This is a genomic window from Corallococcus caeni (assembly GCF_036245865.1).
Classification (GTDB): Bacteria; Myxococcota; Myxococcia; order Myxococcales; family Myxococcaceae; genus Corallococcus; species Corallococcus caeni.
In genome coordinates, this window is record NZ_BTTW01000008.1 from 344,414 (window position 1) to 366,942 (window position 22,529).

Below are 22,529 nucleotides of genomic sequence, written 5' to 3' on the forward strand. Positions count from 1 at the left end.
GAGGGCGACGTGTGGCACATGGGCGGGCGAGCCCCCATCGTTGAAGAGGGAGGAATCCGTTCCAGCCACGCGTCCCATGGATCGCCTGCACGACAGCCCAGCGAATCCACCCCCGAGCGCCATGCCGCCAGGGCAGAGCCGCCTCCTGGAGGCCGTCCTCGCCAGCCTGGGTGAGGGGCTCATGGTGGCGGATGAGCACCAGCACCTCGTGTTCATGAACCCGAAGGCGGAGCTCATCCTGGGCCTGGGCCCCACGGACGAGCCCGTCAGCCGGTGGCCGGAGCACTACGGGCTCTACCTGCCCGACAAGGTGACGCTCCATCCGTCCGCGAGCCTGCCCATGAGCCGGGCCCTGCGGGGTGAGACCGTCAGCCGCGAGGAGGTCTTCCTCCGCAACGCCGCGAGGCCGGCGGGGACCTGGCTGCACGTCAGCTCCAGCCCGGTGTGTGACGAGCATGGCGCGGTCCGTGGCGGAGTCTCCATCGTCAGCGACATCACCGACCGCAAGGGAGCCGAGGACTCACTGCGCTCGGCCGGCGAGAAGTACCGCTCGCTCTACAACAACACGCCCGTGATGATGCACTCCATCGACCTGGAGGGGCGGCTCATCAGCGTCAGCGATCGCTGGTTGAGCACCCTGGGCTACGAGCGCGCGGAGGTGCTCGGGCACGACTCCGTGGAGTTCCTGACGCCGGAGTCCCGTCGATTCGCCCGCGAGGTCGTCCTCCCCGAATACTTCAGGACGGGGGCCTGCTGGAACGTGCCGTACCAGATCGTGAAGAAGAACGGGCAGCCCATCGACGTCCTCCTGTCCGCCATCGCGGAGCAGGACGCCTCCGGCAAGGTGGTCCGCTCGCTCGCGGTGCTCATCGACGTGACCGAGCGGAAGCGGGCGGAGGGCGCGTTGCAGGAGAGCGAGCAGCGGCTGCGCGCCATCCTGGACAACGCGCCGACGGTGTTCTTCCTGCTGGATACCCAGGAGCGGTTCCTGTTCGTGAACCGGGAATGGGAGCGGCTCTTCCACCGCACGCGGGCACAGGTCGCGGGCCGGACCGTCTTCGACGTCTTCCCTCAGGACATCGCGGAGGCCCTGCACCAGGCCAACCGGGACATCTTCAAGGCCGGCGTCTCCGTGGAGCGGGAGGAGCGGCTCGCGCACGACGACGGCATCCACATCCACCTCACGCAGAAGTTCCCGCTCCGCGACGCCACCGGGATGGTCTACGCGCTCTGCGGCATCGCCACCGACATCACCGAGCGCAAGCAGATGGAGGTCTCCCAGCGCTTCCTCGCCGAGGCGAGCCGCGAGCTGGTGACGTCGCTCGACTACGAGACCACGCTCCAGCACGTCGCCGAGCTGGCGGTGCCCGTGCTGGCGGACCTGTGTGTCGTCTTCGTGCGGACGGAGACGGAGCCCCTGCGGCCCGTGGCGATGGCGGACCGTTCGCCGGCCCGCGCCGCGAGCGTGCGGGAGTTCCTCCAACGCCACCCGCCGGACCCGGCGGCCCCCCACGGTCCGGCCCGCATCCTGGCCACCGGAAGCTCGGAGACGTCCGAAGCGTCCATGGGGCTTTTGGATCCGGTGGCCCTGGCGGAGGAGCGTTGGGCGGAGGTGCGGACGCTCCGGGGCCGACCCTCGATGGGCGTGCCCCTCCAGGCGCGAGGCCGCACCCTGGGCGTGCTGTTCCTCGTCTCTCCCGCGCCGGGGCGCGCGTATACGCCCGCGGAGCTGGCGTTGACGGAGGAGCTGGGCCGCAGGGCCGCGGTCGCCATCGACAATGCGCAGCTCTACTGCGCGGCGCAGGAGTCCATCCGCGCGCGGGATGAGTTCCTGTCCATCGCCTCCCATGAGCTGAAGACGCCGCTCACCTCCATGCGGCTGCGCGTGCAGCAGCTGGGGTCCGCCATCACGTCGTCGCGCCCGCTGCCCGCGGAGAAGGTGTCGAAGCTGCTGGAGGTCTTTGAATCCCAGCTCCAACGGCTGTCACACCTGGCGGAGCACCTGCTCGACGTCTCGCGCATCAACGAGAAGCGGCTCGCCCTGCGCCTGGAGGCGCTGGACCTGGCGGCGTTGGCGCGGGACGTGACGGCCCACCTCACGGAGCAGTTCCAGAAGTCAGGCTGCGCGTTCGAGCTGATGGCCCCGGAGCCGGTGTGGGGGAGGTGGGATCGGCTGCGGCTGGAGCAGGTCATGCTCAACCTGCTGACCAACGCGATGAAGTATGGCGCGGGGCGGCCCATCCGGATGGAGGTGGCGAGCCACGCAGGAGGCGCGCGGCTCGTCATCAAGGACCACGGCATGGGCATTCCCCCGGAAGCGCAGGCCCGCATCTTCGAGCGCTTCGAGCGCGCCGCCTCCCGCAACTACGGAGGGCTCGGGTTGGGGCTCTTCATCACGCGCCAGCTGGTCGAAGCGCACGGTGGAAACATCCGCGTCGAAAGCGAGCCGGGGCACGGCGCGACGTTCACCGTGGAGCTGCCGCCGCGCGTTCCCTTCTGACGGGGCCTGCGTCCCGGAGCCTAGCTCGCGTCCTGTCGGACCACGGCGGGCGTGGGCTCCACGTTCAGCGCACGGCCCAGGCAGTCCTCGCCGGCCTCCGGCGCGGAGGTGCTCCGGGGCCGGTACTCCCAGTGCCACGGCTCCGACGATACGGTGCGGCGGAAGCCGAAGCGGCACGCGTTGCCCGCGAGCCAGTCATACGTGGGGGACGCCTCCTCGCTGCCCACCACCAGGTCCACTGCGAGCCCTCGGTTGTGATTGGAGCGGCCCGGCCGCGCGGCCTTGGGCCCCAGACCCTTGCGGTAGAGGCGCCAGAGGTAGTGCTGCTTCTGATACGAACGCCACCCGCTGGTCACCAGCAACGGCTGCCCCGCCGTGCGCGCCTCGTCCGCCATGCGCTCGAAGGCGGTGGCCGCGTCGCGCTGGAGCCGGTGGCCGCTGTGGATCCGCACCAGCCGCGGCCCCTTCGCCTTGGCCTTGCGGACCTTCACTTCCTTCGCGAACCCGACGGGAGCCAGCAGACAGACCAGGAGCACGAGGCCCCAGCGGAGCAGGGGAGAGGACATTCTTCGGAGGTCCAAGCAGTGGGCGAGGTTCGAAGGCTGACGCCTTTATTCCGCGCTGAAAAGCAGGCGAGCCGCCGAGCGCTTCCGCCACGTGCCCGGATGCCTGGACGCTCCGTGAGCCCTAGAAGAGCTTGAGCTGCGCGTCGGGTGCGGGCGCATCCCTGGGGGGCAGCACGCTGAAGCCGTGGGCGCGTGCCCAGGCCTCGCTCGGGCCCCTCCAATGGTGCGCGTCCATGCGCACGTGGCCCGCGTCGTCGAAGGCGACGCCCTCGGCCTCCAGCAACTGGCGCTGGCGGTCGCCGGAGGTGCTGATGCCGCCCGTGCGGTTGATGATCCGCTGCCAGGGCACGCTCGCCGCGCGCGAACCCAGCGCGGCCATCGCGTGCCCCACGGTGCGCGCATCACAGCCCCCGCCGACGATGGCGGCGATGTCTCCGTAGGTGGCCACCTGTCCGGAGGGCACCTGTTCGCAGACGGCGTAGATGCGCTCAAACGGGTCCTGCGTGTCGGTGGGGGATGCCATCGGGTCTCCGGGCAGGGGATGGCCCGAATCCTACTCATGACATCCGCCAATGCACGCATTACCCGAGGCGTCCGTCAGCCCCGGGCCGCAGTCGCGGCTAATCCCACCGCTCGATCTTCACGTCGATGGGGCCCGAGGCGCGCAGGGCCTCGACGCCGCCATCGAGCTTGCCGAGCCGGATGAGCCCACGCGAAGTCACGGTGACGCCTTCGCCAGCAGCTCCTTGGCGCGGCCGATGGCCGACATGGCGTTGGGCCAGCCCACATAGAAGGCCAGGTGGGTGATGAGCTCGACGAGCTCCTCCTGCGTCACGCCGTTCTCGAGGGCGCGCGGGAAGTGGAAGCCCATCTGCTCCGTCTTGCCCGTGGCCACCAGCGCGGCGCAGGTGATGAGGCTGCGGTCGCGCTTGGACAGCTGCGGCCGCTCCCACACGTCGCCGAAGAGGACGTCGTCCGTCAGCTCGACGAGCTTGGGTGCGAAGTCGCCGAGGGCCTTCTGTGCCGCGGTGAGGGGCTTCTCGTTCGTGCTCATGGTGTGGCTCTCCTCCGGGGAAACTCCGGGCGCGAGGGGGGCGCGTCACCCGCCCATCGCGGTCGGTCCTTTCGAGGAGAGATACGTCCGGCGTGCGGACAGGACCAGACGTCCCGGTGCGAACGGGCTGTTAAGCCACGCTGGAGAATGCGGTCCAGCGCTTCACCCTGTCGCGCAGCCAGGCCACGTCCCCCTGCTCGCCGCGACTCGAGCTGCCTCTACGACCTAGGCCGCCACGGACGTCCGATCCTGCGACGGAGCGCTGACCTGATTGAGCACCGCCCACTCCTTCCGGAGGCGTTCGTACAGGGCATTCAGCGGCTGGCCCGGGGCTTCGTACTGCCCGGCGTGGTGCTCCACGATGTGGCGCAGGAGCACGAAGCAGATGGTGGCCGCGCCGGCGCCCTCCACGGCCGTGAACTGGGCCGGAGCCGTGAACCAGAGCGTGGTGGGCATCTGGCAGGCCTGCGTGCCCAGGGACACCAGGTGCGCGCCGGGCTTGAGCCAGGGGTACTTCGCGAACAGGTTGGGCCGGTCCACCGTGAGCGCGCTGATGAGGTTGGAGATGCGGCGGTCCTTGAACCGCGAATCCCCATACACCTGACCGAACACCAGCCCGCGCACGCGCTTCATGAACACCTGGGACGTCAGCGCCAGCATCGACGTCACGCGCAGCACCAGCATCTGCGCGAACTCCAGCACCGTGAGCTTCTTGAACGACGGCCAGACGTCCAGGTCCATCTGCCGCTTGAGCAGGGACATGACGTCCTCCAGGCGGGCGCGGCCCCAGACCAGCGCCGTCGCCACCGCCGCGGTCAGCACGCCGGGGATGAGATAGAGGAAGTAGTCCCGGGGCTCCCAGTCGCCCTCGCGAGCGGTCTCGAACCCGCGCCACGCCAGGATGCCGGCGGAGAGCAGGGTGAGGAAGAAGAGGCCGTAGGCCATCCAGGAGACCCCGTTCAGCGTCACCCAGCCGCGCTTCGTCGGGTTCGCGGGGACGTTGTACATCTCCGGGCTCTGGACGCTGACGTCGGAGATGACCAGCGTGGGCGGCGGCTCCGACCGGGTGTACGCGAGCAACAGGCTGTCGATGCCCTGGTTGTCATAGATGCCGCCATCCATCAGCGGCAGGCCGCTCTGGAAGCCCGGCCCCAACGCCGCCAGCGCGGTGTCGAGCGGGTAGGCCTGGGGCCAGTGGAACTGCTGCGGGAAGACCAGCGGCTCGAAGCCGCCCGGGAAGCAGGAGGACGCCGCCGCGACGTCCGCCAGCCGCACGTGCTGCGCCACAGGGCGCGGCAGCCGGTAGCCGTTGTTGCCGAGGATCGTGTTCGGGTTGCCGCTGCGCCGGAAGCGGAAGTCCAGGCCCGAGTGGAACTCCGTGGTGTTGAAGATGGCCTCCTGAAGCTGGAGCCCGCCCGCGTCCAGGACCTCCCCGAAGCGCCGGTCCCCGAGGAAGTCGGGCCGGGCATACACGTCCGCGGCGGAGCGGATGAGGCTGGCCCACGCATGGCTGCCGTGGTCGCGGTTGGAGGTCAGCCCGGTCAGCGCCTCGGCAATCACATTCGTCCGCAGCAGATACGCGGAGAATGTCTCGTGAAACGCCTTGAACGGCTTGCCGTCCAGCTGGCTCACCACCCAGGCCAGGCCCGTGAGCGTTCCTCCGGACACCGTGGACAGGCCCACGACATCGGACAGGAGTCCAACGGTGTCGAGGAACCGCAGCGTCCCCAGGTGGAACGCCGCCGCGCGATAACCGCCACCGGACAGGGACAGCGCGAGCGGCCCGAGCGGACCGTGTTTCTCTGGGACAGGGGAGGGGGCGTCTTGGCTCATGGGCTGGCGGCTGCGGTGGGGAGGACCGCGAGAGTTTAGGCCAGTTCGACTCCGGACCGCGCGACCTGAAGGGAGGCCTCCGCGATGTCCAGGTGCTCCCGCAGCAGCGCGTTGACGCGCTCCGCGAAGCGCAGGGTGACGCCGTGCGAGGCCTGGGGGAGCTCCACGAAGCGCGCGCCGGGGATTCCCACCGCCAGGGCCTGTCCGGCGGTGGGGGGCGCGATGGGGTCATGCGTGGCGCTCACGACCAGGGTCGGCACGCCCGCCAGCCCCCGGAGGAACGGCGTGGCGTCCGCGTTCCCCATGGCCCGGAACTGCCGCATCGCCACGGGGGGCTGAACCGCGAGGTCATGGTCGAACAGCGCCGCGAGCTGCTCCGCCACCGCATCCTTGTCGGCGTGGGCCAGCTCCTCGGGCGCCAGCACCATCCGGAGGAAGGCGTGGCGCCGCATGCGCCGCGTGCCCACCTGCGTACGCAGGCCCATGAGCAGCATGCGCGGCGTGAGCCGGGTGGGCACCGCGCCCGTCGCGAACGTGCACAGGAGCGCGAGGCTGCGCACCCGCTCGCGGGCCCGGTGCGCGAGGTACAGCGCCACCAGCCCTCCCAGCGAGTGCCCCACGACGTGCGCGCTCTTCCACCCCTGCGCGTCCATCAGCGCGAGCACGTCCTCGGCCATCAGCTCCACCGTGAGCGCGTCGCCCGCGGGCTGGCTGGCGCCGAAGCCCCGGTTGTCCAGGCAGAGGCAGCGGAAGTCGGAGGCCAGCCCCTCCACCTGGGGCCGCCAGCCGGTCGCGCCGATGCCCACCCCCTGGATCATCACCACCGGAGGACCGTCTCCCTCCACGAACCAGCTCAGCGTGCAGCCCCGGTGCAAGGTGCTCTGTCGGCGGTAGGCGTGATTCACGGAGGCTCCTGACGCAAAGAGACACAAGGCTAGCCTGTCTCAGTGTAGCTGGCGCTTCGCGAGGGCGTTGGAGCAGGCTCCCGGCCCATGCCAATCCCTTCCTCGCATCGTCGCAAGGTCGTCCCCGCGGCACTCTTCTGCGCGGGACTCGCGCTGGGCTGGCCCCTGTTCGCGGGCGCGAAGCTCCAGGGTGGGGTGTGTGATCCGCTGAATGATGAAGCCGAAGGCGTCCGGCTGCGGCTCGTGTCAGCCACCGCGGATGGCGTCTCCATCATCCCCGAGCAGGGCACGGGCCCCATTGGCGCCGTCTACAACGTGTGGGCCGTGCGGCCGGAGGCCGGAGTGACCGGCGAGTTCGCGCGGGCCACGCTCTTCGAAGCCGAGCCGACGGAAGGCACGGGAGAGCTCTACCGGAACCTCAACCTCCAGAGGCAGCCATGAGGAAGATTGGCATCGTGCTCGCGGGCATGCTGACCAGCGCCCTGGCCTCCACGCTGTTGACGGCCTGTTGTCCGGACCGCCCCCCGCGCGTGGTCTTCAGGCTTCCCTTCGGGACCTACACGGTGAGCACGCCCACGGCGGACACGAACTATCGCCTCGTCCTCTCCGAGGACGGCCTCACCGTGGTGGAGACCTTCGAGCGTGGGGGCAAGGTCTACCGGCAGGAGTACCGGGTGACGGAGCGGCAGGAGAGCGATACCTGAGGAGCCGCCCTCGTCGGGTGCTCGCGGTGTCTGGCTTCAGCCGCGCCGGTCGCGCAGCCGGGTGTATGTGTATGAGACGAGCAGCAGCATGACGCCCAGCAGGATGAACGTGAGCACGCGTTGATCCGGCGGCAGCTTCGCCACGTCCACCAGCACCAACCGGCCCAGGGCGAGCCCCAGCACCGCCAGCGCGGCCAACCGGTACCAGCGCTCGTGCACCGCGAAGCCCACGCCGAAGAGGAGGAACGCCGCGATGACCCAGCCCAGCGTGACGAGGCCTTCGGGCATCCGCGCGCCCACCAGCGCCACCAGGGACAGCCCCGCGCCCACGGCGCAGATGGCGGTGAAGAGCGTCCGGGCCTCGGGCTGGGGCAGGCCGGCGACGCGCACCGTCCCTCCGCGCTCCACCAGCACGAACGCCACCACCAGCCCGGCGAGCAGCGTCAGCCGTCCCGGCGTCTCCCATTCACACGCGCCCAGCGCCACGTAGAGGATGAGCACGCCCACGCCCCGCAGCACCGGGGACTCCACCCCTCGCGCGGCCAGGCCCGCGACGAGCCCCGTCACCGTCCATGCCGCCACCAGCGCGACGTCGTCGTAGCGCGCGGGCATGGCCAGCGCGAGCGTCACCGCCGTCAGCGCGAGGTACGCGTGCGTCAGCGCCGCGGGCGCACGCTGGAGCCGCGACACGGCCGCCCCCGCGCCATGCGCCAGCGCGACGACGAGCAGGAACGTGAAGAGGCCCGAGTCCTGCTCCTGGGAGACCTCGTACGCGCCCAGCGACGTCAGGCCCGCCCAGTTGAGCAGCGTGAACGCGAGGCTCGCGCGCACGGGCAGGTCGCGCGGACGGACGAGCAGCGCCACGGAGAACAGCAGGAAGTAGAGTGCGAGGAAGCCCAGGCTCAACACCAGGCGGTCGTGCTCGGGGGCCCCCGGCGCCATGTGTCCCGTGCGCACCGCCCAGACGACGTGCGTGCTGTACACGGCCACCAGGCTGGACATGGGGACGATGACCCAGCGGTTGCGCACGAGGAAGAACAGCGCGCCCGCCGCGAGCAGCGTGGTGGACAGCAACGTGAACGCGGTGATGTCGCTGAGCATCCCCGTGTGCAGCCCCAGGAACAGCGCGATGCCCGCCACCGTCTCCGACTGCATCCGGTGCGCGATGGTGACGATGGCCACCACGAAGCCCGCCAGCAGCACCAGCGCCAGCACCTCGCTGTCGATGACCCGCACCGCCGGGATGAAGTGCAGCGCGTAGGTGACGAAGTACGCGAGCGCCAGGCCCCCGCCGAAGACGATGCGGCCGAACAGTTGATGCCGCTGGGCCAGCCACAACCCGAACGCGCCCAGCCCCGCGCTGAGCAGGTAGCCCGCGCCCACGCGCGCCAGCACCCCCAGCTCCCCGAAGTGGTAGGTGATGAGGTACGCGATGCCGATGATGAGCGCCACGATGCCCAGGCGGCTCAGCCAGTAGGTGCCGACATGCGCCTCCAGGTCCCGCTGCTCGGGAGCGGCCACGGCCGGTGCGGCGATGGGGACCGGCGAGACGGCGGGCATGGACCCGGGACGCGGCACCTCCCGGGCCTCCACCTTCGCGAGCCGCGTCTCCAGGGCCGCGACCGTCGCCTCCAGCCGCTTCACCGTGTCCCGCAGGTCCTGCCCTTCACCCTCGTCCGACATGGACTCCCCTCGTGCGCCACCGCGCTTCCCGGCGGATGCGCACGGGGGCCGGATGCCGGTGCTTCAGGCGAGGTTGTGGAAGACGTGCTGCACGTCGTCGTCCTGCTCCAGCATGTCCACCAGCTTGAGCACCTCCGTGGCCTGCTCCTCGGGCAGCTCCTTGAGGGTGCCGGGCAGGGGGATGTACTCGGACTGCGTGGACACGGGCGCGATGCCCTTGGCTTCAATCGCGGACATGAGCTTGCCGAAGTCCGCGAACTTGCAGCGCAAGAGCAGCTGCTTCTCGCCCTTCTCGCCGGTCGTCTCGCCCATCTCCTCCAGCCCGTGGTCGATGAGCTCCAGCTCCAGCTCCTCCGCGTTCACGCCCTCGGCGTCCAGGCGGATGGCGCCCATGTGCTCGAAGAGGCGGGACACGCTGCCCGCCGTGCCCATGCTCCCGCCCAGCTTGGTGAAGGGGAAGCGGACGTTGGCCACGGTGCGCGTGACGTTGTCCGTGGCGGCCTCCACCAGGATGCCCACGCCGTGGGGCGCGAAGCCTTCGTAGAGGAGGATCTGGTAGTCGGCCTGGTCCTGACCGCTGGCGCGCTTGATGGCCGCGTCCACGTTGGTCTTGGGCATGTTCGCCGCGCGGGCGTTCTGCACGGCCCGGCGCAGCGCGGGGTTCGACTCGATGTTCGGCCCGCCCGCCTTCACCGCGATCACGATGTCCTTCGTGATGCGCGTGAAGACCTTCGCCATCTTGTTCCAGCGGGCGAACATCGTCGCCTTGCGTGTCTCGAAAATGCGTCCCATGGTGTCCTCAATATACCGTGACCCGCCCCAGTGGAGAGGGTTTCGGAAAGGGGTTGCGTCACCCGCGCGGGAAGCGGCTCGCCAGCGCGTCGGCCAGGGGGCCCGCGCCCGTGCGCAGGGGGTCCACGCAGGGCAGGCCATGCGCCCGGCCGGTGGACTCCAGCAGCGATAGCGCCTCGGCCTCGCCCAGGTGTTCGGTGTTGATGGCGATGCCCGTGCACTGGATGGCCGGGTTCGTCAGGCGGCCCTCAAGCACCGTGCGGTCGATGACGTCCTGGATGGAGGGCAGCGGGTGCTGCACGCCCCGCATGCGCGTGCGCGTGGGCTCGTGGCAGACGATGAAGGCGTCCGGCTGCGCGCCGTGCAGCAGGCCCAGCGTGACGCCCGCGAAGGAGGGGTGGAACAGCGACCCCTGGCCCTCCACCACGTCCCAGTGGTCCGCGTCGTTCGCGGGCGTGAGCCACTCCGCCGCGCCGGAGACGAAGTCGGACACCACGGCGTCCAGCGCCACGCCGCGCCCGGAGATGAGGATGCCCGTCTGCCCGGTGGCCCGGAAGTCCGCCTTCCACCCGCGCTGGCGCAGCTCCTTCTCCAGCGCCAGCGCCGTGTACTTCTTGCCCACCGCGCAGTCGGTGCCCACGGTCAGGACGCGCAGGCCGGGCCGCTTCGTGCCCTGGCCCGTGGCGAAATCCCGGTCCGGGAAGCGCACGTCGTGCAGCCTGCGCCCGTGCCTCGCCGCCGCGGCCGCCACGGCGGGGAAGGAGGACAGCCGCTTGTGCAGCCCGGTGGCCACGTCCAGCCCGGCCTCCAGCGCCCGCGTCAGCGTGTCCACCCACGCGTCCGCCAGCACGCCGCCCGGGTTCACCACGCCCACCACCAGCGTGCGCGCGCCCTTCGCCTTCGCCCGGGCAAGGTCCATGTCCGGCAGGCCACAGTCCGCCACGCAGCCCGGGAGGCGCAGCTGACCCACGCACCAGTCGGGCCGCCAGTCCACGATGCCGTGGGCCGTCTTGGCCGCGAGCTGATCCTTCACGTCCCCCAGGAACAGCAGGTAGGGCTTGTCGATGTCCACGCGCGGTGCCTTAGCACGGCCGAAAAACGGCGTGGAAATGGCGCGGGGGAATAAGCGCGACACCGGACGTAACAGGGAGGAGCCCGCTTACGGGCACCGTCTTCCGGAGTCACCCATGCGCTTCATTCCTGCCGCAGCCGTCGTGTTCGCCGCCTCGCTCGCCACCGCCTGTGGCGGCCCCCTCGAGGAGGAGGCCCCTGGCGCGGAGGTCGTGGACGAGTCCCTCGCCAGCCAGGAGCAGGGCGTCGACGAGTCCTGCGTGGGCTCGAGCGTGGTGCTGGCGCAGCCGGACGGCGCTTCGGTCGCGGCTGTGTTTCCCCACTGCTCGTACGCGGACGCGGCGGCGGCCTCCAACGACGGCACCTATGATCAGCCGTCCTGTGCCCACCGCTTCGTGACGGAGGTCACCGGCCTGGCGGGCAACTACGCCCAGCCGTTCGTGGAGGTCATCCCCGCGTCGAGCAACGTCACGGAGAGCGCCTGCAAGGGCCTGGCGATCGCCGGCGCCGCGTTCGGCTACGCGAATGGCTACTGGTATTCGCTGGGCTCGGTGAGCACCACCGGCACGTGGTACCCGGCGGGTCCCTTCTTCCCGGCGTTCTGCGGGCTGCGCGTCAACATCGGCTCGGGCGGGTCCGGCTACAGCAAGATGCGCGTCACGGGCCTCGGCGCGGCGCTGGGCGTCTTCAAGGCCCGGGTGCGCACGGGCGTTCGCATCGGCAACGGCCCCTGCTAGCCCTCCGGGCCGCCGTCCCGGGTGTCCCACCTGTCGGGTGGGAAGCGCTGGGGAGGGTGTCGACGGACTTCGCGGGAGGGGCGGCTCCTGCTAGGAACGCCCCTGTGGTGTTCCGCCCGCGATCGCCCCGCGTCGCCCCCCGGCCCGGGGAGTCCTCCGCATCCGACGCGGAGGTGCCTTCGGCTTCCCGTGAGGACGCCGCGGAGTTCCAGGCGCTCGTCGCGCAGTGCGCGCCGGCGCTGGAGGCGCGGGCCCGCATCCTGTGCCGGGGCCGCAACCCGTCGGACGCGAAGGACCTGCTGCAGGAGACCTACGAGCGCGCCTTCCGCGCGTTTCATACGTATGACCGGTCCGCGCCCCCCATGGCGTGGCTGGCGTCCATCCTCGTTCGACGCTTCCTCGACTGGTGCCGGCACGACCGGCGCCACCCCCACGAGGAGTTCACCGACACGATGGGGGACACCCTGGCGGAGGCCGAAGCCGCCCCGGAGACGTGGGCGCGCTACACGTTGGATGACGTGTGGCAGGCGGTGGAACAGCTTCCCCCGGAGCTGCGCGAGGTGGTCCGCATGAAGGACATGGAGCGACAGAGCTACGCGGAGATCGGCCGACGGCTCGGCATCCCGTCCATGACGGTGGGCACCCGCCTGTTCCGGGCGCGCAAGAAGCTCAAGGAGCTGCTCCTGGCCCGGGAAGGGACCGCGGAGGGGCCGGCATGACGGTGTCATGTGAACAGCTCGCCGCCTTCGTGGACGGAGAGCTTCCGCCCGAGGAGGCCGAGGCCTTCCAGCTCCACCTCGCGGACTGCGCGGAGTGCCAGGCCGGCCTGGAGGACCAGGTGCAGGCGAGCCTCCTCGTGCAGGCCGCCGCGGACGCCCGTCCCGGTGCGCAGGCGGGGGCCGGAGCGTCGCCGGGGGCGGACGCCCGGCCCGGCGTGGGCCTCCGGGCCGTGCCTGGGACGGGAAACCCGTCCGCGCCGGTGTCCGACGCCGGGGAGCGGTCCTCCCTCTCTCGCTCCGAACGTCCCCGCGCACGCGCCTGGGATCGCCGCCGCGTGGCGGGCTTCGCGGCGGCCGCCGCCGCGGTGGTGCTCGCCGTGCTCGCGGTGGGGCGTCCGTGGAGGTCGTCCGGGTCGGAGCGCGCGCTGCCCTTCGCGCTCGCCGCCGTGCGCCCCCTGGAGGGCCGGCTGAGCCACCCGGGGCTCGCGGACTACCGCGCCCTGGGCACGATGCGCGGCAGCGCGGATGGCCGGCCGGAGTTGGACCTCAAGGCCCTGACGGAGCTGGAGGCGAAGGGGGACCTGCACGGCGTCGCGACCGCGTGGCTCGCGGCCGGGGACTTCGAGCGCGCGGAGCGCATCCTGGAGCGCCTGCCCGCGTCGCCCGCCGTGCTGGGCGACCTGGCGCTGGCGGCCCTGGGCCGGGCCCAGCCGGAGCGCGCGCTGTCCATCCTGGAGCTCGGCCTGGAGTCCGCGCCGGACGACGCGCGGCTGCACTGGAACCGGGGCCTCGCGCTCCAGGCGCTCTCGCTGGAGCTGGCCGCCGCGGAGGAGTTCTCCCGCGTGGCGCGGGCGAAGGAGCCCGGCTGGAGCACCGAGGCCGTGGAGCGCGCGGACGGCCTGCGCAAGGGCGCGCTGGCGCGGCGCGACTCGTGGAAGGCCATGAACGCGGCCGGCATGGCGCTGGCGCTGGACGGCACGCCGTACCCGGCCTCCATGGCGCGGCGAAACCCGGACCTGGCGCGGCTGTACCTCTACCACGCGCTGCGCGCGGCCCCGTCCGTGGAGCGGGTGAAGGCGCTGGCGCCGCTGGCCGGAGTGCTGGACGAAGCCACCCGCACGAAGACGGCGAGCGCCTACGTGGCCCGCGTCGCGGCGGCGGACTTCCACAAGCGCGGCCCGCTGGCGAACACCTACCGGGAGATATTGACCGGCACGCGGACGCTGGAGGGCGCGGAGGCGGACGCGTTCCTCGCGCGGCTGCGGCGCTCCAGTGAGCGCGACCTGCTGCTGGGCGCCATCCTGCTGCTCCACCAGGAGGACCGCTTCGTCGACGAGCTGACGACGCTGGTCCGGCAGTCCGGCGAGCCCGCATGGTACGACGCACCGCTCGCCCGGGGCCGGGCGCAGGCGGCGCTGGCGCGGGGCGACGCGCAGACGGCGGAGAAGTCCCTCCAGGACGGGCTGGCCGCGTGCCGGAGCGCGGGCTTCCAGTACCGCTGCGTGGACCTCCAGCGGCACATGGCGGGCCTCTACAACCGGCTGGACCGCCGCAAGGAGGCCGAGTCCCTGGCCCGCTCCGCGCTGGAGGAGGCGTTCCGCAGCGACAGCTGGTTCCAGGAGGAGCGGCTCCTGGCGGAGCTGGTGACGAGCGCGCGGCTGAGCCACGACCCGGCGCTGGCCCGCGCGTTCCTGGACGAGTACGTCCAGCACGCGCCGGAGGACTGCGCGCGCCGCTCGGAGTACCACCACGCGCGGGCGCTCCTCTTCGTAGAGGACCTGGACGCGAAGCGGGCCCGGCGCGAGGTGCAGGACGCGCTCGCCTGTCCCAGCGCGCCCACGCTCCTGGAGGTCGCCGTCGCCGGAGACCTGCTGCGGCTGGAGGGCAGCGCGGTGCCGGGCCGCGAGCTGGACCGCGTGCGCGAGCGCCTCCGCGTGCTGCGCGAGGACCCGTCGCTGACGGCGGGCGAGCGGCTGCTCGTGGACCACATCGAGGGGCGCATCCTCATCGAGCGCGACCGCGACGCGGGCCGCAAGCTGCTCCGCGGGGTCATCACCGGCTCCGCGCTCCAGCGCTCCACCGACATCGAGGCGCGCAAGGCCTGGGCCCACAGCCACCACGTGCTGGTGATGGACGCCGGCCGGGCGAAGGAGTGGGGCCCCGCCGTGGACCTGCTCGCGGAGGAGGTGGACCGCACCGCGCCCACGTCGTGCCTGCTGGCGCTGGCCGGCCAGGACGAACGGCTGCTCTTCGTCGCCCGCGGCCCCACCGGCGCGAGCAGCGGGCTGTACCTCAACGCCCTGAAGCGGCCCCTGCGCGAACAGGTGCCCGCGGTGCCCGAGCCGCTCCTCCAGGTGCTCGCCGGCTGCGACGCGGTGCGGGTGCTCGCGGAGCCCATCCTCCAGGGGCGCCCCGGGCTGCTGTCGGTGGACCGCGCGTGGAGCTACCTCGCCCCCGGCGGCCACCGCGTGGAGGCCCCGGCCGTGGCGCCCGCCCCGAAGCGGCTGGTGGTGTCGGACGTGGAGCCGCCCGCGGCGCTGGGGCTGCCGCGCCTGATGCCGTGGAAGGGCGCGACGGGCCCGGGCGACGTCCACCTGCGGGGTCGCGCGGCCACGCCGGAGGCGGTGCTCGCGGAGATGAAGGACGCCACGGAGGTGGAGCTGCACACGCACGGCCTGTCCGGCGCCGTGTCCGACGCGGCCTTCCTGGCGCTGTCCCCCGACGCGGCCGGCCGTTACGCGCTCACGGCGGAGGACCTGGAAGGTCAGACGCTCCAGGGCGCCCCGGTGGTGATGCTGGCCGCCTGCGACGCGAACGTGGGTGCGTGGCGCTACCACGCGGTGTGGAGCCTGCCGGCCGCGCTCATCCAGGCGGGCGCCCGGGCCGTGGTCGCGCCGTCCACGGAGGTGCCGGACGTGGAGGCCGGGGCCTTCTTCCAGGCGCTGCTGGACTCCCTGCGGCGCGGCACACCGCCCGCGCAGGCGCTCCGGGACACCCGCGCCCGGTGGCTCCAGCAGGGCAGCGCCCGGTGGGTCCAGGATCTGGTCGCGTTCGAATAACCGGACTTCCGGCGAATAATCGCGCCCGAACGCGTATGGGAACCGGGAGGAATCATGATCACGCGTTGGAAGTCCGCAGTGGGAAGAATGGCCGTGGGAATCGCCACCCTGTCGGCGGCGCAGGCCGGGGCCCAGCAGGCGAGGACGCCGAACCCGGCGGTGAAGGCCGCCCCGGTGGCGAAGCCCGTCACCAGCCCGGCGACGGCGAAGTCCACCGGCACTGTGGACGTGGCCGTGGATGACGGCGCCAAGGGCACCCGGATGTACCGGTACGACCGGGGCAGCGGGAAGCTCACGTTGGTGAAGCAGCTCAGCCAGAAGGAGGCGGCCAGCACCACCGCCGGCTTCAAGGCGCTGGCCTCCGTGGAGAGCAGCGGCGGCATGTCCCTGGTGGACCCGGGCCGCGGCGGCGCCGTCGCCCCTGAAGGCCCGCGCCCCCCGGGCGGAGGCGGAGGCCCCCCGGGCGGACATGATCCAGGCCTCATGACCCAGGCGGACCTGGCCAACATCAACCGCGAGCTGGCCACCCTGAAGCTGAACAAGGCCCAGGTGAAGCTCGGCATGCCGCAGCAGCGGTAATCCCAGCCTCTCACCGGATGAAACGGACGGCCGTGGCGCCGGGGTAGGGACGCGTCCCCTCACCCCGGAGGGCCACGGCCTTCACGTTCCTGGATGGACCCTGGCCCACGCGTTCAACCCCAGACGCCCCGAGTGTCGGCCCTGACCTCGCTCCCGCGTTTCCCGTGCCTCTCGTGCCTTGCCCCACGTACAACGTGGTCACACTTTTCGTGCGTGAGGGGGCGCTGCTCGCCCGTTTGTCTTTGACGCCCTTCTCGTCCGAATGACTGTGGGTCCGGCCGGAGGACCCCAAGGCGGCAGGAGGGTGCACACATGGGGAACATGGAGAACGGTTGTCGTGGAGCGGGAGTGCGCACGCTGGTGGGGGCATGGGTCCTGACCCTGGCGGTGCTGGGGGCGGGCTGTGACCCTGGCGCGAACGAACCCGCGCTAATGGACTCACTGGCCACGCAGGAGCAGGCGGCGCTCAGCTACAACAAGCTGTCCGCCAACGGGCTGTCGTACAATGGCTTGTCATTCAATGGCCTGTCCTTCAACGGCCTGTCTTTCAATGGCTTGTCAACGGCCGCCTTCGCGTCGTGGTTCAGCGCGGATCCGGCGCTCGCGGACGAGGTCATGCGCTACGTCGTGCGCTGCGCCGTCCCCGCGGGGCAGACGCGCGCGTACACGCATGCGGCGACGAACACGGTGCACACCTGGACGGGGCTGCTGGGCCTGGCGCCGGGCTGGGCCGGGGGCGCGCCCCCGACGCTGGCGGAACAGCAGATCGTCTCCGCGTGCCTCGCCGCGCACGCCAACCCCTTCGGCGTGAGCGTGCCCATCTCCGTGCAGGGCCGGGACGGGCTGGGGCAGCCGATTGCCTCCTCCTCGGAGGAGCTGGCCATGTTCGCCCGGCCGGAGTCGTGCTTCTTCGGCAACCTCTTCCAGGGCCAGGGCCTCTACGCGGGCAGCCAGAACCCGCCCCTCGCCGCGAACCAGAGCACCACGCGCGCGTGCGCGGTGGTGGATGGCTCCGGGGCGCCGCGCATGACGTGCTCGCCGCTCGTCTACGTGGGGAAGTGCTCGGCGGCGTGCACCCCGGATGGCACGGCCGGGCGGGCCTTCGCGAGCTGCACGGCGGGCGGGGTCACCTTCCAGCCGCTCTCCACGTACGTGCGCGACGCGGACCTGGCCGTGTGCGGTGACGGCGTCTGCCAGGTGACGGAGTCCTGCGGGACGTCCAACACGTACAACGCGTGCGCGGCGGACTGCGGCGCCTGTCCTTGAGGAGGAGCGGGGCGGCCTTCAGCCGGAGTGGGAGCCCAGGCCGGAGGCCGCGCCCGCGCGCAGCCGTTCGTGCAGCGCGTCGGTGAGCAGGTACCAGAACTGGACGTTGCCGAAGCTGAGGATGTCGCCGCCCCTGAGCGGCACCTCGCGCTTCCCGGTGGTGCTGGCGTTGACGAAGGTGCCGTTGGTGGAGCCCAGGTCGCGCACGGTGCAGCGCGCTTCGGCGCGGCTCCACTTGAGCTCCGCGTGCTGCTTGGACACGGACGCGTCGTCCAGCACCAGCTCGCAGTCCAGCCTCCGGCCAATCCTCAGCACGTCGGAGTCCTTGAGGTTGGGGAGGGTGGCGACGAGCAGGTCGTCGAACTCGAAGAGCAGGGCGAGCATGCCCTGCTCGACGTCGCCGGGATCCGCCATGCGGGTGGGCGCGAGCGCGGCGGCGGACAGCTCCGACGGCGGACGCTGTACCAGCGCGAAGGGGCCCAGCTGGTGCTGGAAGGCGCCCACGGGCAGGGCGGAGGCGAGCGCGCGCAATTCCTGGACGGACAACACGGGGGGCAGCCTAACGGGTCGGCCGTCGGGCGCCCAGCCACTACCGGACGGTCACGGTGAGGCTTTCGTTGACCCGCGAGTCGCTCGTTCCCTACATTGACCCTTTCGAGTCGCGGGCCGGGTTCCAGGAGGGAGCGCCGGACCTCCGATGCATGCAGCCAGGTGATGGAAGGAGCGGTGGTTCGATGAGCGGGAGCGACAACATCCCGATGACCCCTCACGGTCTGCAGAAGCTCAAGGACGAGCTGAAGCACCTCCAGTCCGTGGAGCGGGGCAAGATTTCGCGTGAGATCGAGGTCGCGCGCGCGCACGGCGACCTGCGTGAGAACGCCGAGTACCACGCGGCCAAGGAGAAGCAGTCGCACATCGAGGGGCGCATCCTGACCCTCGGCGACTGGATCGCCCGCGCGGAGGTCATCGACCCGGCGAAGCTGGGCGGCGACAAGGTCGTCTTCGGCGCCACCGTGGAGCTGGTGGACACGGAGAACGACAAGACCATCAGCTACCGCCTGGTGGGGGAGACGGAGGCCGACCTGAAGAAGCGGTGGATCGCCGTGACCTCTCCGGTGGCGCGCGCGCTCATCGGCAAGAAGGTGGGCGACGTCGCGACGGTGCAGAGCCCCGGCGGCGTCCGCGAGCTGGAGGTCGTGAAGATCAGCTTCGAGGATCCGCAGGAAGAGCCGGCCAGCGCGAGCTGAAGCCCGGCTGGCCGGATGTCCTTCGGGGGGGCGGGCCTGGGCTCGCTCCCCCGGTTTCGTTTTCCGCGCGGCGTCAGGCGTGCTTCGTAGGATGGAGGCTGGAAAATCCGCGTGAACCACCCGCTCGCCAGCCTCGTTGGACCTCTCAAGTACGCGTGTCAGCGTGACTTCGCCCAGCTCGGGACCGTGAAGGACTTGCGCACCCTGATGGAGCGCACCCTGGCCGCGGCCGGGGGCGTGGACGCGCGGGCGCTGGAGGACTTGAGGGCGGCGCTGCCGCACGTGGATCCGCCCGCGCCCCCGGAGCACCGCAAGGCCGCGCTGCGCCAGGTGCTGGGGGCGCTGAAGCTCAGCGGCGTGGCGCTGCCGGAGGAGCTGGAGCGGGTGGTCGTCACGGGGGAGATCAACGCCGTGGCGGCGGGGTTCCCGCGTGCGCCGGAGCGGGCGCACCTGCTCGAAGGGGAGCTGCTCCCCGCGCCGCCCCGTCGCCGGTTGACGCCGCCGCCGGGGACAATGGAGGCGCGCGGCAACACCGTGCCGCCCTGGCGTTCGCAGGACCCCGTGTCCGAGCCGCTTCCGTCGGGAGCGCGGACCGCGACACCTCCGGGTGCCAACGCGGGCCCGGCCCGGGGCGAGCCCGTTCCCTACGGCGCGCGCATGGCGGCCTCCCGTGGCGGAGCGCCAGGCCCGGCGCAGGGCACGGCCTCGCGTGGCGGGGCCCTGGTCCCTGCCCGGAACGAACCCCTGCCTTACGGTGCGCGCATGGCCGCGGCCGGTGGCGCCGCCTCCGCCGGTTCCGGCAACGCGGTGGCCCGCGCTCCCGTGGCGAAGACGGGCACCGACCCTCGCAAGGGCGCGCCGCCGGCGGAGCGCGCACCCGCGGAGAAGACCCGGAAGAAGAAGGCCAAGGCCGTGGGCGCGGAGGCGTCCCGCTCGGAGGCGAAGCTGCTGTCCATCGCGCCGCGCACGGGCCCGCTGTCCGCGCCGCTCAAGACGCTGGGCAAGCGGCTGGGGCCGCGCCTCGTCGCCGTCCTGGACAAGAAGGGTCTGCGCCGCACCGGCGACATCCTGTTCCTCTTGCCACGCTGTTACGAGGACCGGCGCCGGCTGCGCACCATCGCGGAGCTCATCCCCGGCGAGCGCGGCGTGACGGTGGGCACCGTCAAGACGGCGGACTTCGTCCCGGGACGCGGTGGCAAGCGCATGTTCCGCGCCGTCGTGGGGGACCGGTCCGGCAGCATCGCGGCCACCTATTTCAACGCGGGGCCGTGGCTCAAGAGCCGCTTCTCCGTGGGCAAGCAGCTGGTGCTCTCCGGTGAGGTGCGCGCCTCCATGAACGGCCGGGAGATGGCCCACCCGGAGCTGGAGCCCGCCGAGGACCTGGAGAACACGACCTCCGTCCACTTCCACCGCATCGTCCCCGTCTACCCGGGCTTCGAGCGCGGGGAGCAGCGCTCCTTTCGCGAGCTGACCTCGCGCATCAGCGAGCAGCACGCGCACCACCTGGAGGAGCCGCTGCCCGCGGACCTGCGCCGCCGCTACCACCTGATGGGGCTGCCGGACGCGCTGCGCTTCATCCACTTCCCGCCGGACGACGCGGACCTGGAGGCGCTGGACGCGCACCAGAGCCCCGCGCACCGCCGGCTCGCGTTCGACGAACTGTTCTTCCTCCAGCTGGGCATGGCCTTGAAGCGCCAGGGCATCAAGGCGGAGGAGGGCATCTCCTTCGACGTCACCCCGGAGCGGCTGGAGAAGGCCCGCGCCGCGCTGCCCTTCCAGCTCACCGGCGCGCAGGCGCGCGTGGTGGGCGACATCGCGCGGGACATGGCGCGCCCGGAGCCGATGAACCGGCTGGTGCAGGGCGACGTGGGCAGCGGCAAGACGGCCGTGGCGCTCGTGGCCGGCATGGTGGCGCTGCAGGACGGCTACCAGGTGGCGGTGATGGCCCCCACCGAGATCCTGGCCGAACAGCACGAGCGCACCTTCCGCCGCATCCTGGAGCCGCTGGGCTTCCGCGTGGGGCTCATCAGCGCGGCGGGCACCGCGAAGCACAAGCGCGAGGTGCGCGAGGCCGTGGCGAAGGGAGACATCCACCTGGCCGTGGGCACGCACGCGCTGATTGAGGGCGGCGTGTCCTTCCAGAAGCTGGGGCTGGTGGTCATCGACGAGCAGCACCGCTTCGGCGTGCTCCAGCGCCACACGCTCATGAGCAAGGGGCTCACGCCGGACGTGCTGGTGATGACCGCCACGCCCATCCCGCGCACGCTCGCGATGACGCTCTACGGCGACCTGGACGTGTCCATCATCGACCAGCTCCCGCCGGGCCGCACGCCCATCACCACGCGCGTCTTCAATAACGAGCAGCGCGCGCGCGTCTACGAAGCGGTGGGCGCGGAGCTGGCCAAGGGCCACCAGGCCTACGTCGTCTATCCGCTGGTGGAGGAGTCGGAGAAGCTGGACCTGGAGGACGCCACCCAGGGCGCGGCGAAGTTGCAGGTCGTGTTCCCCGACGCCAGCGTGGGCCTGCTGCACGGGCGCATGAAGCCGGAGGAGAAGGACGCCGTGATGGAGGCGTTCCGCGACAAGCGCATCCAGCTGCTCGTCTGCACCACGGTGGTGGAGGTGGGCGTGGACGTGCCCAACGCGTCCGTGATGGTCGTGGAGGCCGCGGAGCGCTTCGGCCTGTCGCAGCTGCACCAGCTGCGCGGGCGCGTGGGCCGTGGCGCCGCGGCCAGCTACTGCTTCCTCGTCGCGGGCGCCGCGCGCTCCTGGGAGTCCACCGAGCGGCTGGGCGTGATGGAGCGCAGCAGCGACGGCTTCGTCATCGCGGAGAAGGACCTGGAGATCCGCGGCCCCGGCGAGTTCCTGGGCACGCGGCAGAGCGGCCTGCCGGAGCTGGCCGTGGCGAACCTCGTGCGCGACGGCGACCTCCTGTCGCTCGCCCAGGTGGAGGCGCGGCGCATCATGGACGCCGACCCCAAGCTCCAGGAGCCGGACCACCAGGGGCTCGTGAAGGCGCTGGAGGAGCGCTGGGAGGGCCGGCTCGCGCTCGCCCGGGTAGGGTAGGCCCGGGGAGGCCTGCGTCCGCCCACCGGATTGGCCCGGACTGTTGGCGTGCTTACTCTTCCCTGGAGGAGCACGAGGGGGCACACGCGATGGGAGACTGGGGCCGAGCGGAGTATCTGGCGAGGCAGGGCATCCGGGACCGGCGGGTGCTCGCGGCGATCGCCAACCTGAGCCGCGCGGACTTCGTGCCCGAGGGTGAGCGGGACGCGGCCTACCAGGATGTGCCCCTGCCCATCGGCCACGGACAGACCATCAGCCAGCCCTACGTGGTCGCCCTGATGACGGAGGCCCTGGGGCTGCGCGGCGGCGAGCGCGTGCTCGAGATTGGAACCGGCTCCGGCTACCAGACGGCGGTGCTCGCGCTGATGGCCCGCGAGGTCTACACGGTGGAGATCGTCCGCGAGCTGGCCCGGCCCGCCCGGCGACTGCTGCACCGGCTGGGCTTCACCAACGTGTTCTTCCGGGAGGGCGACGGCTCCCTGGGCTGGCCCGAGGCCGCGCCCTTCGACGCCATCATCGCCACCGCTGCGCCGGAGGAGATTCCCCGCGAGCTGCTGCGGCAGCTGAGGCCCGGAGGGCGCATGGTCATCCCCGTGGGCCCCACGCACGAGGCGCAGGAGCTGCTGCGCCTCCGCCGGGGCCAGCCGGGGATGCTGCCCCGGGTGGACCGCCTGCTGCCGGTGCGCTTCGTGCCCATGACGGGCCAGGCCTCGGTTCCGACCTGACGCGAGCCGACGGTGCTGGCGGG

At 71.8% G+C, this 22,529-nt stretch carries 20 protein-coding genes; 11 read left to right on the forward strand and 9 right to left on the reverse strand.

Annotated elements, in window-relative coordinates:
• The first annotated feature begins 76 nt into the window (after nucleotides 1–76).
• Nucleotides 77–2,500, forward strand: coding sequence for a PAS domain S-box protein (locus AABA78_RS30665; protein ID WP_338268579.1), 2,424 nt, complete (start codon nucleotides 77–79; stop codon nucleotides 2,498–2,500).
• Nucleotides 2,501–2,520: 20 nt separating this feature from the next.
• Here AABA78_RS30665 and AABA78_RS30670 read toward each other — a convergent pair whose 3' ends face one another.
• The 5 genes from AABA78_RS30670 to AABA78_RS30690 form a co-directional block, all read right to left on the reverse strand.
• Nucleotides 2,521–3,066, reverse strand: coding sequence for a M15 family metallopeptidase (locus AABA78_RS30670; RefSeq protein ID WP_338268581.1), 546 nt, complete (start codon nucleotides 3,064–3,066; stop codon nucleotides 2,521–2,523).
• A gap of 121 nt (nucleotides 3,067–3,187) precedes the next feature.
• Nucleotides 3,188–3,589: an MGMT family protein gene (locus tag AABA78_RS30675; protein WP_338268583.1), complete on the reverse strand. Its 402-nt coding sequence runs from the start codon at nucleotides 3,587–3,589 to the stop codon at nucleotides 3,188–3,190.
• Between the two features lie 195 nt (nucleotides 3,590–3,784).
• Nucleotides 3,785–4,120: a carboxymuconolactone decarboxylase family protein gene (locus tag AABA78_RS30680; RefSeq protein WP_338268584.1), complete on the reverse strand. Its 336-nt coding sequence runs from the start codon at nucleotides 4,118–4,120 to the stop codon at nucleotides 3,785–3,787.
• 225 nt (nucleotides 4,121–4,345) lie between these two features.
• On the reverse strand, nucleotides 4,346–5,953 hold the full coding sequence (locus tag AABA78_RS30685) for a patatin-like phospholipase family protein (protein WP_338268585.1): 1,608 nt from the start codon (nucleotides 5,951–5,953) through the stop codon (nucleotides 4,346–4,348).
• 35 nt (nucleotides 5,954–5,988) lie between these two features.
• Nucleotides 5,989–6,858: an alpha/beta fold hydrolase gene (locus AABA78_RS30690; RefSeq protein WP_338268587.1), complete on the reverse strand. Its 870-nt coding sequence runs from the start codon at nucleotides 6,856–6,858 to the stop codon at nucleotides 5,989–5,991.
• Between the two features lie 87 nt (nucleotides 6,859–6,945).
• Here AABA78_RS30690 and AABA78_RS30695 point away from each other — a divergent pair, with 87 nt between their 5' ends.
• Together AABA78_RS30695 and AABA78_RS30700 are read left to right on the forward strand one after the other, a co-directional pair.
• The gene (locus AABA78_RS30695) at nucleotides 6,946–7,299 is read left to right on the forward strand and encodes a hypothetical protein (protein WP_338268589.1); all 354 of its coding nucleotides are present in this window, start codon (nucleotides 6,946–6,948) and stop codon (nucleotides 7,297–7,299) included.
• Nucleotides 7,296–7,562: a hypothetical protein gene (locus AABA78_RS30700; protein WP_338268591.1), complete on the forward strand. Its 267-nt coding sequence runs from the start codon at nucleotides 7,296–7,298 to the stop codon at nucleotides 7,560–7,562. The genes AABA78_RS30695 and AABA78_RS30700 overlap by 4 nt, the downstream gene beginning before the upstream one ends.
• 36 nt (nucleotides 7,563–7,598) lie before the next feature.
• Here the strand turns inward: AABA78_RS30700 and AABA78_RS30705 are convergent, their stop codons facing one another.
• The 3 genes from AABA78_RS30705 to dgcN form a co-directional block, all read right to left on the reverse strand.
• On the reverse strand, nucleotides 7,599–9,245 hold the full coding sequence (locus AABA78_RS30705) for a DUF2339 domain-containing protein (RefSeq protein ID WP_338268592.1): 1,647 nt from the start codon (nucleotides 9,243–9,245) through the stop codon (nucleotides 7,599–7,601).
• Between the two features lie 63 nt (nucleotides 9,246–9,308).
• A complete protein-coding gene (locus tag AABA78_RS30710; protein ID WP_338268594.1) occupies nucleotides 9,309–10,037 on the reverse strand; it encodes a YebC/PmpR family DNA-binding transcriptional regulator in 729 nt (242 codons plus the stop codon).
• Between the two features lie 58 nt (nucleotides 10,038–10,095).
• A complete protein-coding gene (dgcN, locus tag AABA78_RS30715; protein ID WP_338268595.1) occupies nucleotides 10,096–11,109 on the reverse strand; it encodes an N-acetyltransferase DgcN in 1,014 nt (337 codons plus the stop codon).
• A gap of 115 nt (nucleotides 11,110–11,224) precedes the next feature.
• On the opposite strand from dgcN, the gene AABA78_RS30720 reads away from it, so the two are divergent.
• The 5 genes from AABA78_RS30720 (at nucleotide 11,225) to AABA78_RS30740 (ending at nucleotide 17,468) form a co-directional block, all read left to right on the forward strand.
• A complete protein-coding gene (locus AABA78_RS30720; RefSeq protein ID WP_338268597.1) occupies nucleotides 11,225–11,845 on the forward strand; it encodes a hypothetical protein in 621 nt (206 codons plus the stop codon).
• Nucleotides 11,846–11,952: 107 nt separating this feature from the next.
• Nucleotides 11,953–12,564 (forward strand): RNA polymerase sigma factor, encoded by a 612-nt coding sequence (locus AABA78_RS30725; protein ID WP_338268599.1) that lies wholly within the window; start codon nucleotides 11,953–11,955, stop codon nucleotides 12,562–12,564.
• On the forward strand, nucleotides 12,561–15,623 hold the full coding sequence (locus tag AABA78_RS30730) for a CHAT domain-containing protein (RefSeq protein ID WP_338268601.1): 3,063 nt from the start codon (nucleotides 12,561–12,563) through the stop codon (nucleotides 15,621–15,623). Before AABA78_RS30725 ends, AABA78_RS30730 begins: the two co-directional genes overlap by 4 nt.
• A gap of 93 nt (nucleotides 15,624–15,716) precedes the next feature.
• Nucleotides 15,717–16,202, forward strand: coding sequence for a hypothetical protein (locus AABA78_RS30735; RefSeq protein ID WP_338268603.1), 486 nt, complete (start codon nucleotides 15,717–15,719; stop codon nucleotides 16,200–16,202).
• Between the two features lie 312 nt (nucleotides 16,203–16,514).
• Nucleotides 16,515–17,468, forward strand: coding sequence for a hypothetical protein (locus AABA78_RS30740; protein ID WP_338268605.1), 954 nt, complete (start codon nucleotides 16,515–16,517; stop codon nucleotides 17,466–17,468).
• A gap of 18 nt (nucleotides 17,469–17,486) precedes the next feature.
• On the opposite strand, the gene AABA78_RS30745 is transcribed toward AABA78_RS30740, so the two are convergent.
• Nucleotides 17,487–18,017, reverse strand: a complete 531-nt coding sequence (locus tag AABA78_RS30745) for an FHA domain-containing protein (RefSeq protein WP_338268607.1) — start codon at nucleotides 18,015–18,017, stop codon at nucleotides 17,487–17,489.
• A gap of 185 nt (nucleotides 18,018–18,202) precedes the next feature.
• Here AABA78_RS30745 and greA point away from each other — a divergent pair, with 185 nt between their 5' ends.
• The 3 genes from greA to AABA78_RS30760 all read left to right on the forward strand — a co-directional run bounded on the left by greA (nucleotide 18,203) and on the right by AABA78_RS30760 (nucleotide 22,506).
• On the forward strand, nucleotides 18,203–18,715 hold the full coding sequence (gene greA, locus AABA78_RS30750) for a transcription elongation factor GreA (RefSeq protein WP_338268609.1): 513 nt from the start codon (nucleotides 18,203–18,205) through the stop codon (nucleotides 18,713–18,715).
• A gap of 111 nt (nucleotides 18,716–18,826) precedes the next feature.
• The gene (recG, locus tag AABA78_RS30755) at nucleotides 18,827–21,781 is read left to right on the forward strand and encodes an ATP-dependent DNA helicase RecG (RefSeq protein ID WP_338268610.1); all 2,955 of its coding nucleotides are present in this window, start codon (nucleotides 18,827–18,829) and stop codon (nucleotides 21,779–21,781) included.
• An 89-nt stretch (nucleotides 21,782–21,870) separates the two neighbouring features.
• Nucleotides 21,871–22,506 carry a protein-L-isoaspartate(D-aspartate) O-methyltransferase gene (locus tag AABA78_RS30760; protein WP_338268613.1) on the forward strand — a complete coding sequence of 212 codons (636 nt, stop codon included), beginning with the start codon at nucleotides 21,871–21,873 and terminating at the stop codon, nucleotides 22,504–22,506.
• Nucleotides 22,507–22,529 lie beyond the last annotated feature (23 nt).

What these genes read in the sequence shown, in the direction of transcription:
- AABA78_RS30760 (WP_338268613.1), top strand. Translation starts at nt 21,871, where the DNA reads ATGGGAGACTGGGGCCGAGCGGAGTATCTGGCGAGGCAGGGCATCCGG.
- AABA78_RS30670 (WP_338268581.1), bottom strand. Translation starts at nt 3,066, where the DNA reads ATGTCCTCTCCCCTGCTCCGCTGGGGCCTCGTGCTCCTGGTCTGTCTG.
- AABA78_RS30695 (WP_338268589.1), top strand. Translation starts at nt 6,946, where the DNA reads ATGCCAATCCCTTCCTCGCATCGTCGCAAGGTCGTCCCCGCGGCACTC.
- AABA78_RS30730 (WP_338268601.1), top strand. Translation starts at nt 12,561, where the DNA reads ATGACGGTGTCATGTGAACAGCTCGCCGCCTTCGTGGACGGAGAGCTT.
- AABA78_RS30680 (WP_338268584.1), bottom strand. Translation starts at nt 4,120, where the DNA reads ATGAGCACGAACGAGAAGCCCCTCACCGCGGCACAGAAGGCCCTCGGC.
- AABA78_RS30700 (WP_338268591.1), top strand. Translation starts at nt 7,296, where the DNA reads ATGAGGAAGATTGGCATCGTGCTCGCGGGCATGCTGACCAGCGCCCTG.
- AABA78_RS30720 (WP_338268597.1), top strand. Translation starts at nt 11,225, where the DNA reads ATGCGCTTCATTCCTGCCGCAGCCGTCGTGTTCGCCGCCTCGCTCGCC.
- AABA78_RS30685 (WP_338268585.1), bottom strand. Translation starts at nt 5,953, where the DNA reads ATGAGCCAAGACGCCCCCTCCCCTGTCCCAGAGAAACACGGTCCGCTC.
- AABA78_RS30705 (WP_338268592.1), bottom strand. Translation starts at nt 9,245, where the DNA reads ATGTCGGACGAGGGTGAAGGGCAGGACCTGCGGGACACGGTGAAGCGG.
- AABA78_RS30710 (WP_338268594.1), bottom strand. Translation starts at nt 10,037, where the DNA reads ATGGGACGCATTTTCGAGACACGCAAGGCGACGATGTTCGCCCGCTGG.
- AABA78_RS30740 (WP_338268605.1), top strand. Translation starts at nt 16,515, where the DNA reads ATGGGGAACATGGAGAACGGTTGTCGTGGAGCGGGAGTGCGCACGCTG.
- greA (WP_338268609.1), top strand. Translation starts at nt 18,203, where the DNA reads ATGAGCGGGAGCGACAACATCCCGATGACCCCTCACGGTCTGCAGAAG.
- AABA78_RS30675 (WP_338268583.1), bottom strand. Translation starts at nt 3,589, where the DNA reads ATGGCATCCCCCACCGACACGCAGGACCCGTTTGAGCGCATCTACGCC.
- AABA78_RS30665 (WP_338268579.1), top strand. Translation starts at nt 77, where the DNA reads ATGGATCGCCTGCACGACAGCCCAGCGAATCCACCCCCGAGCGCCATG.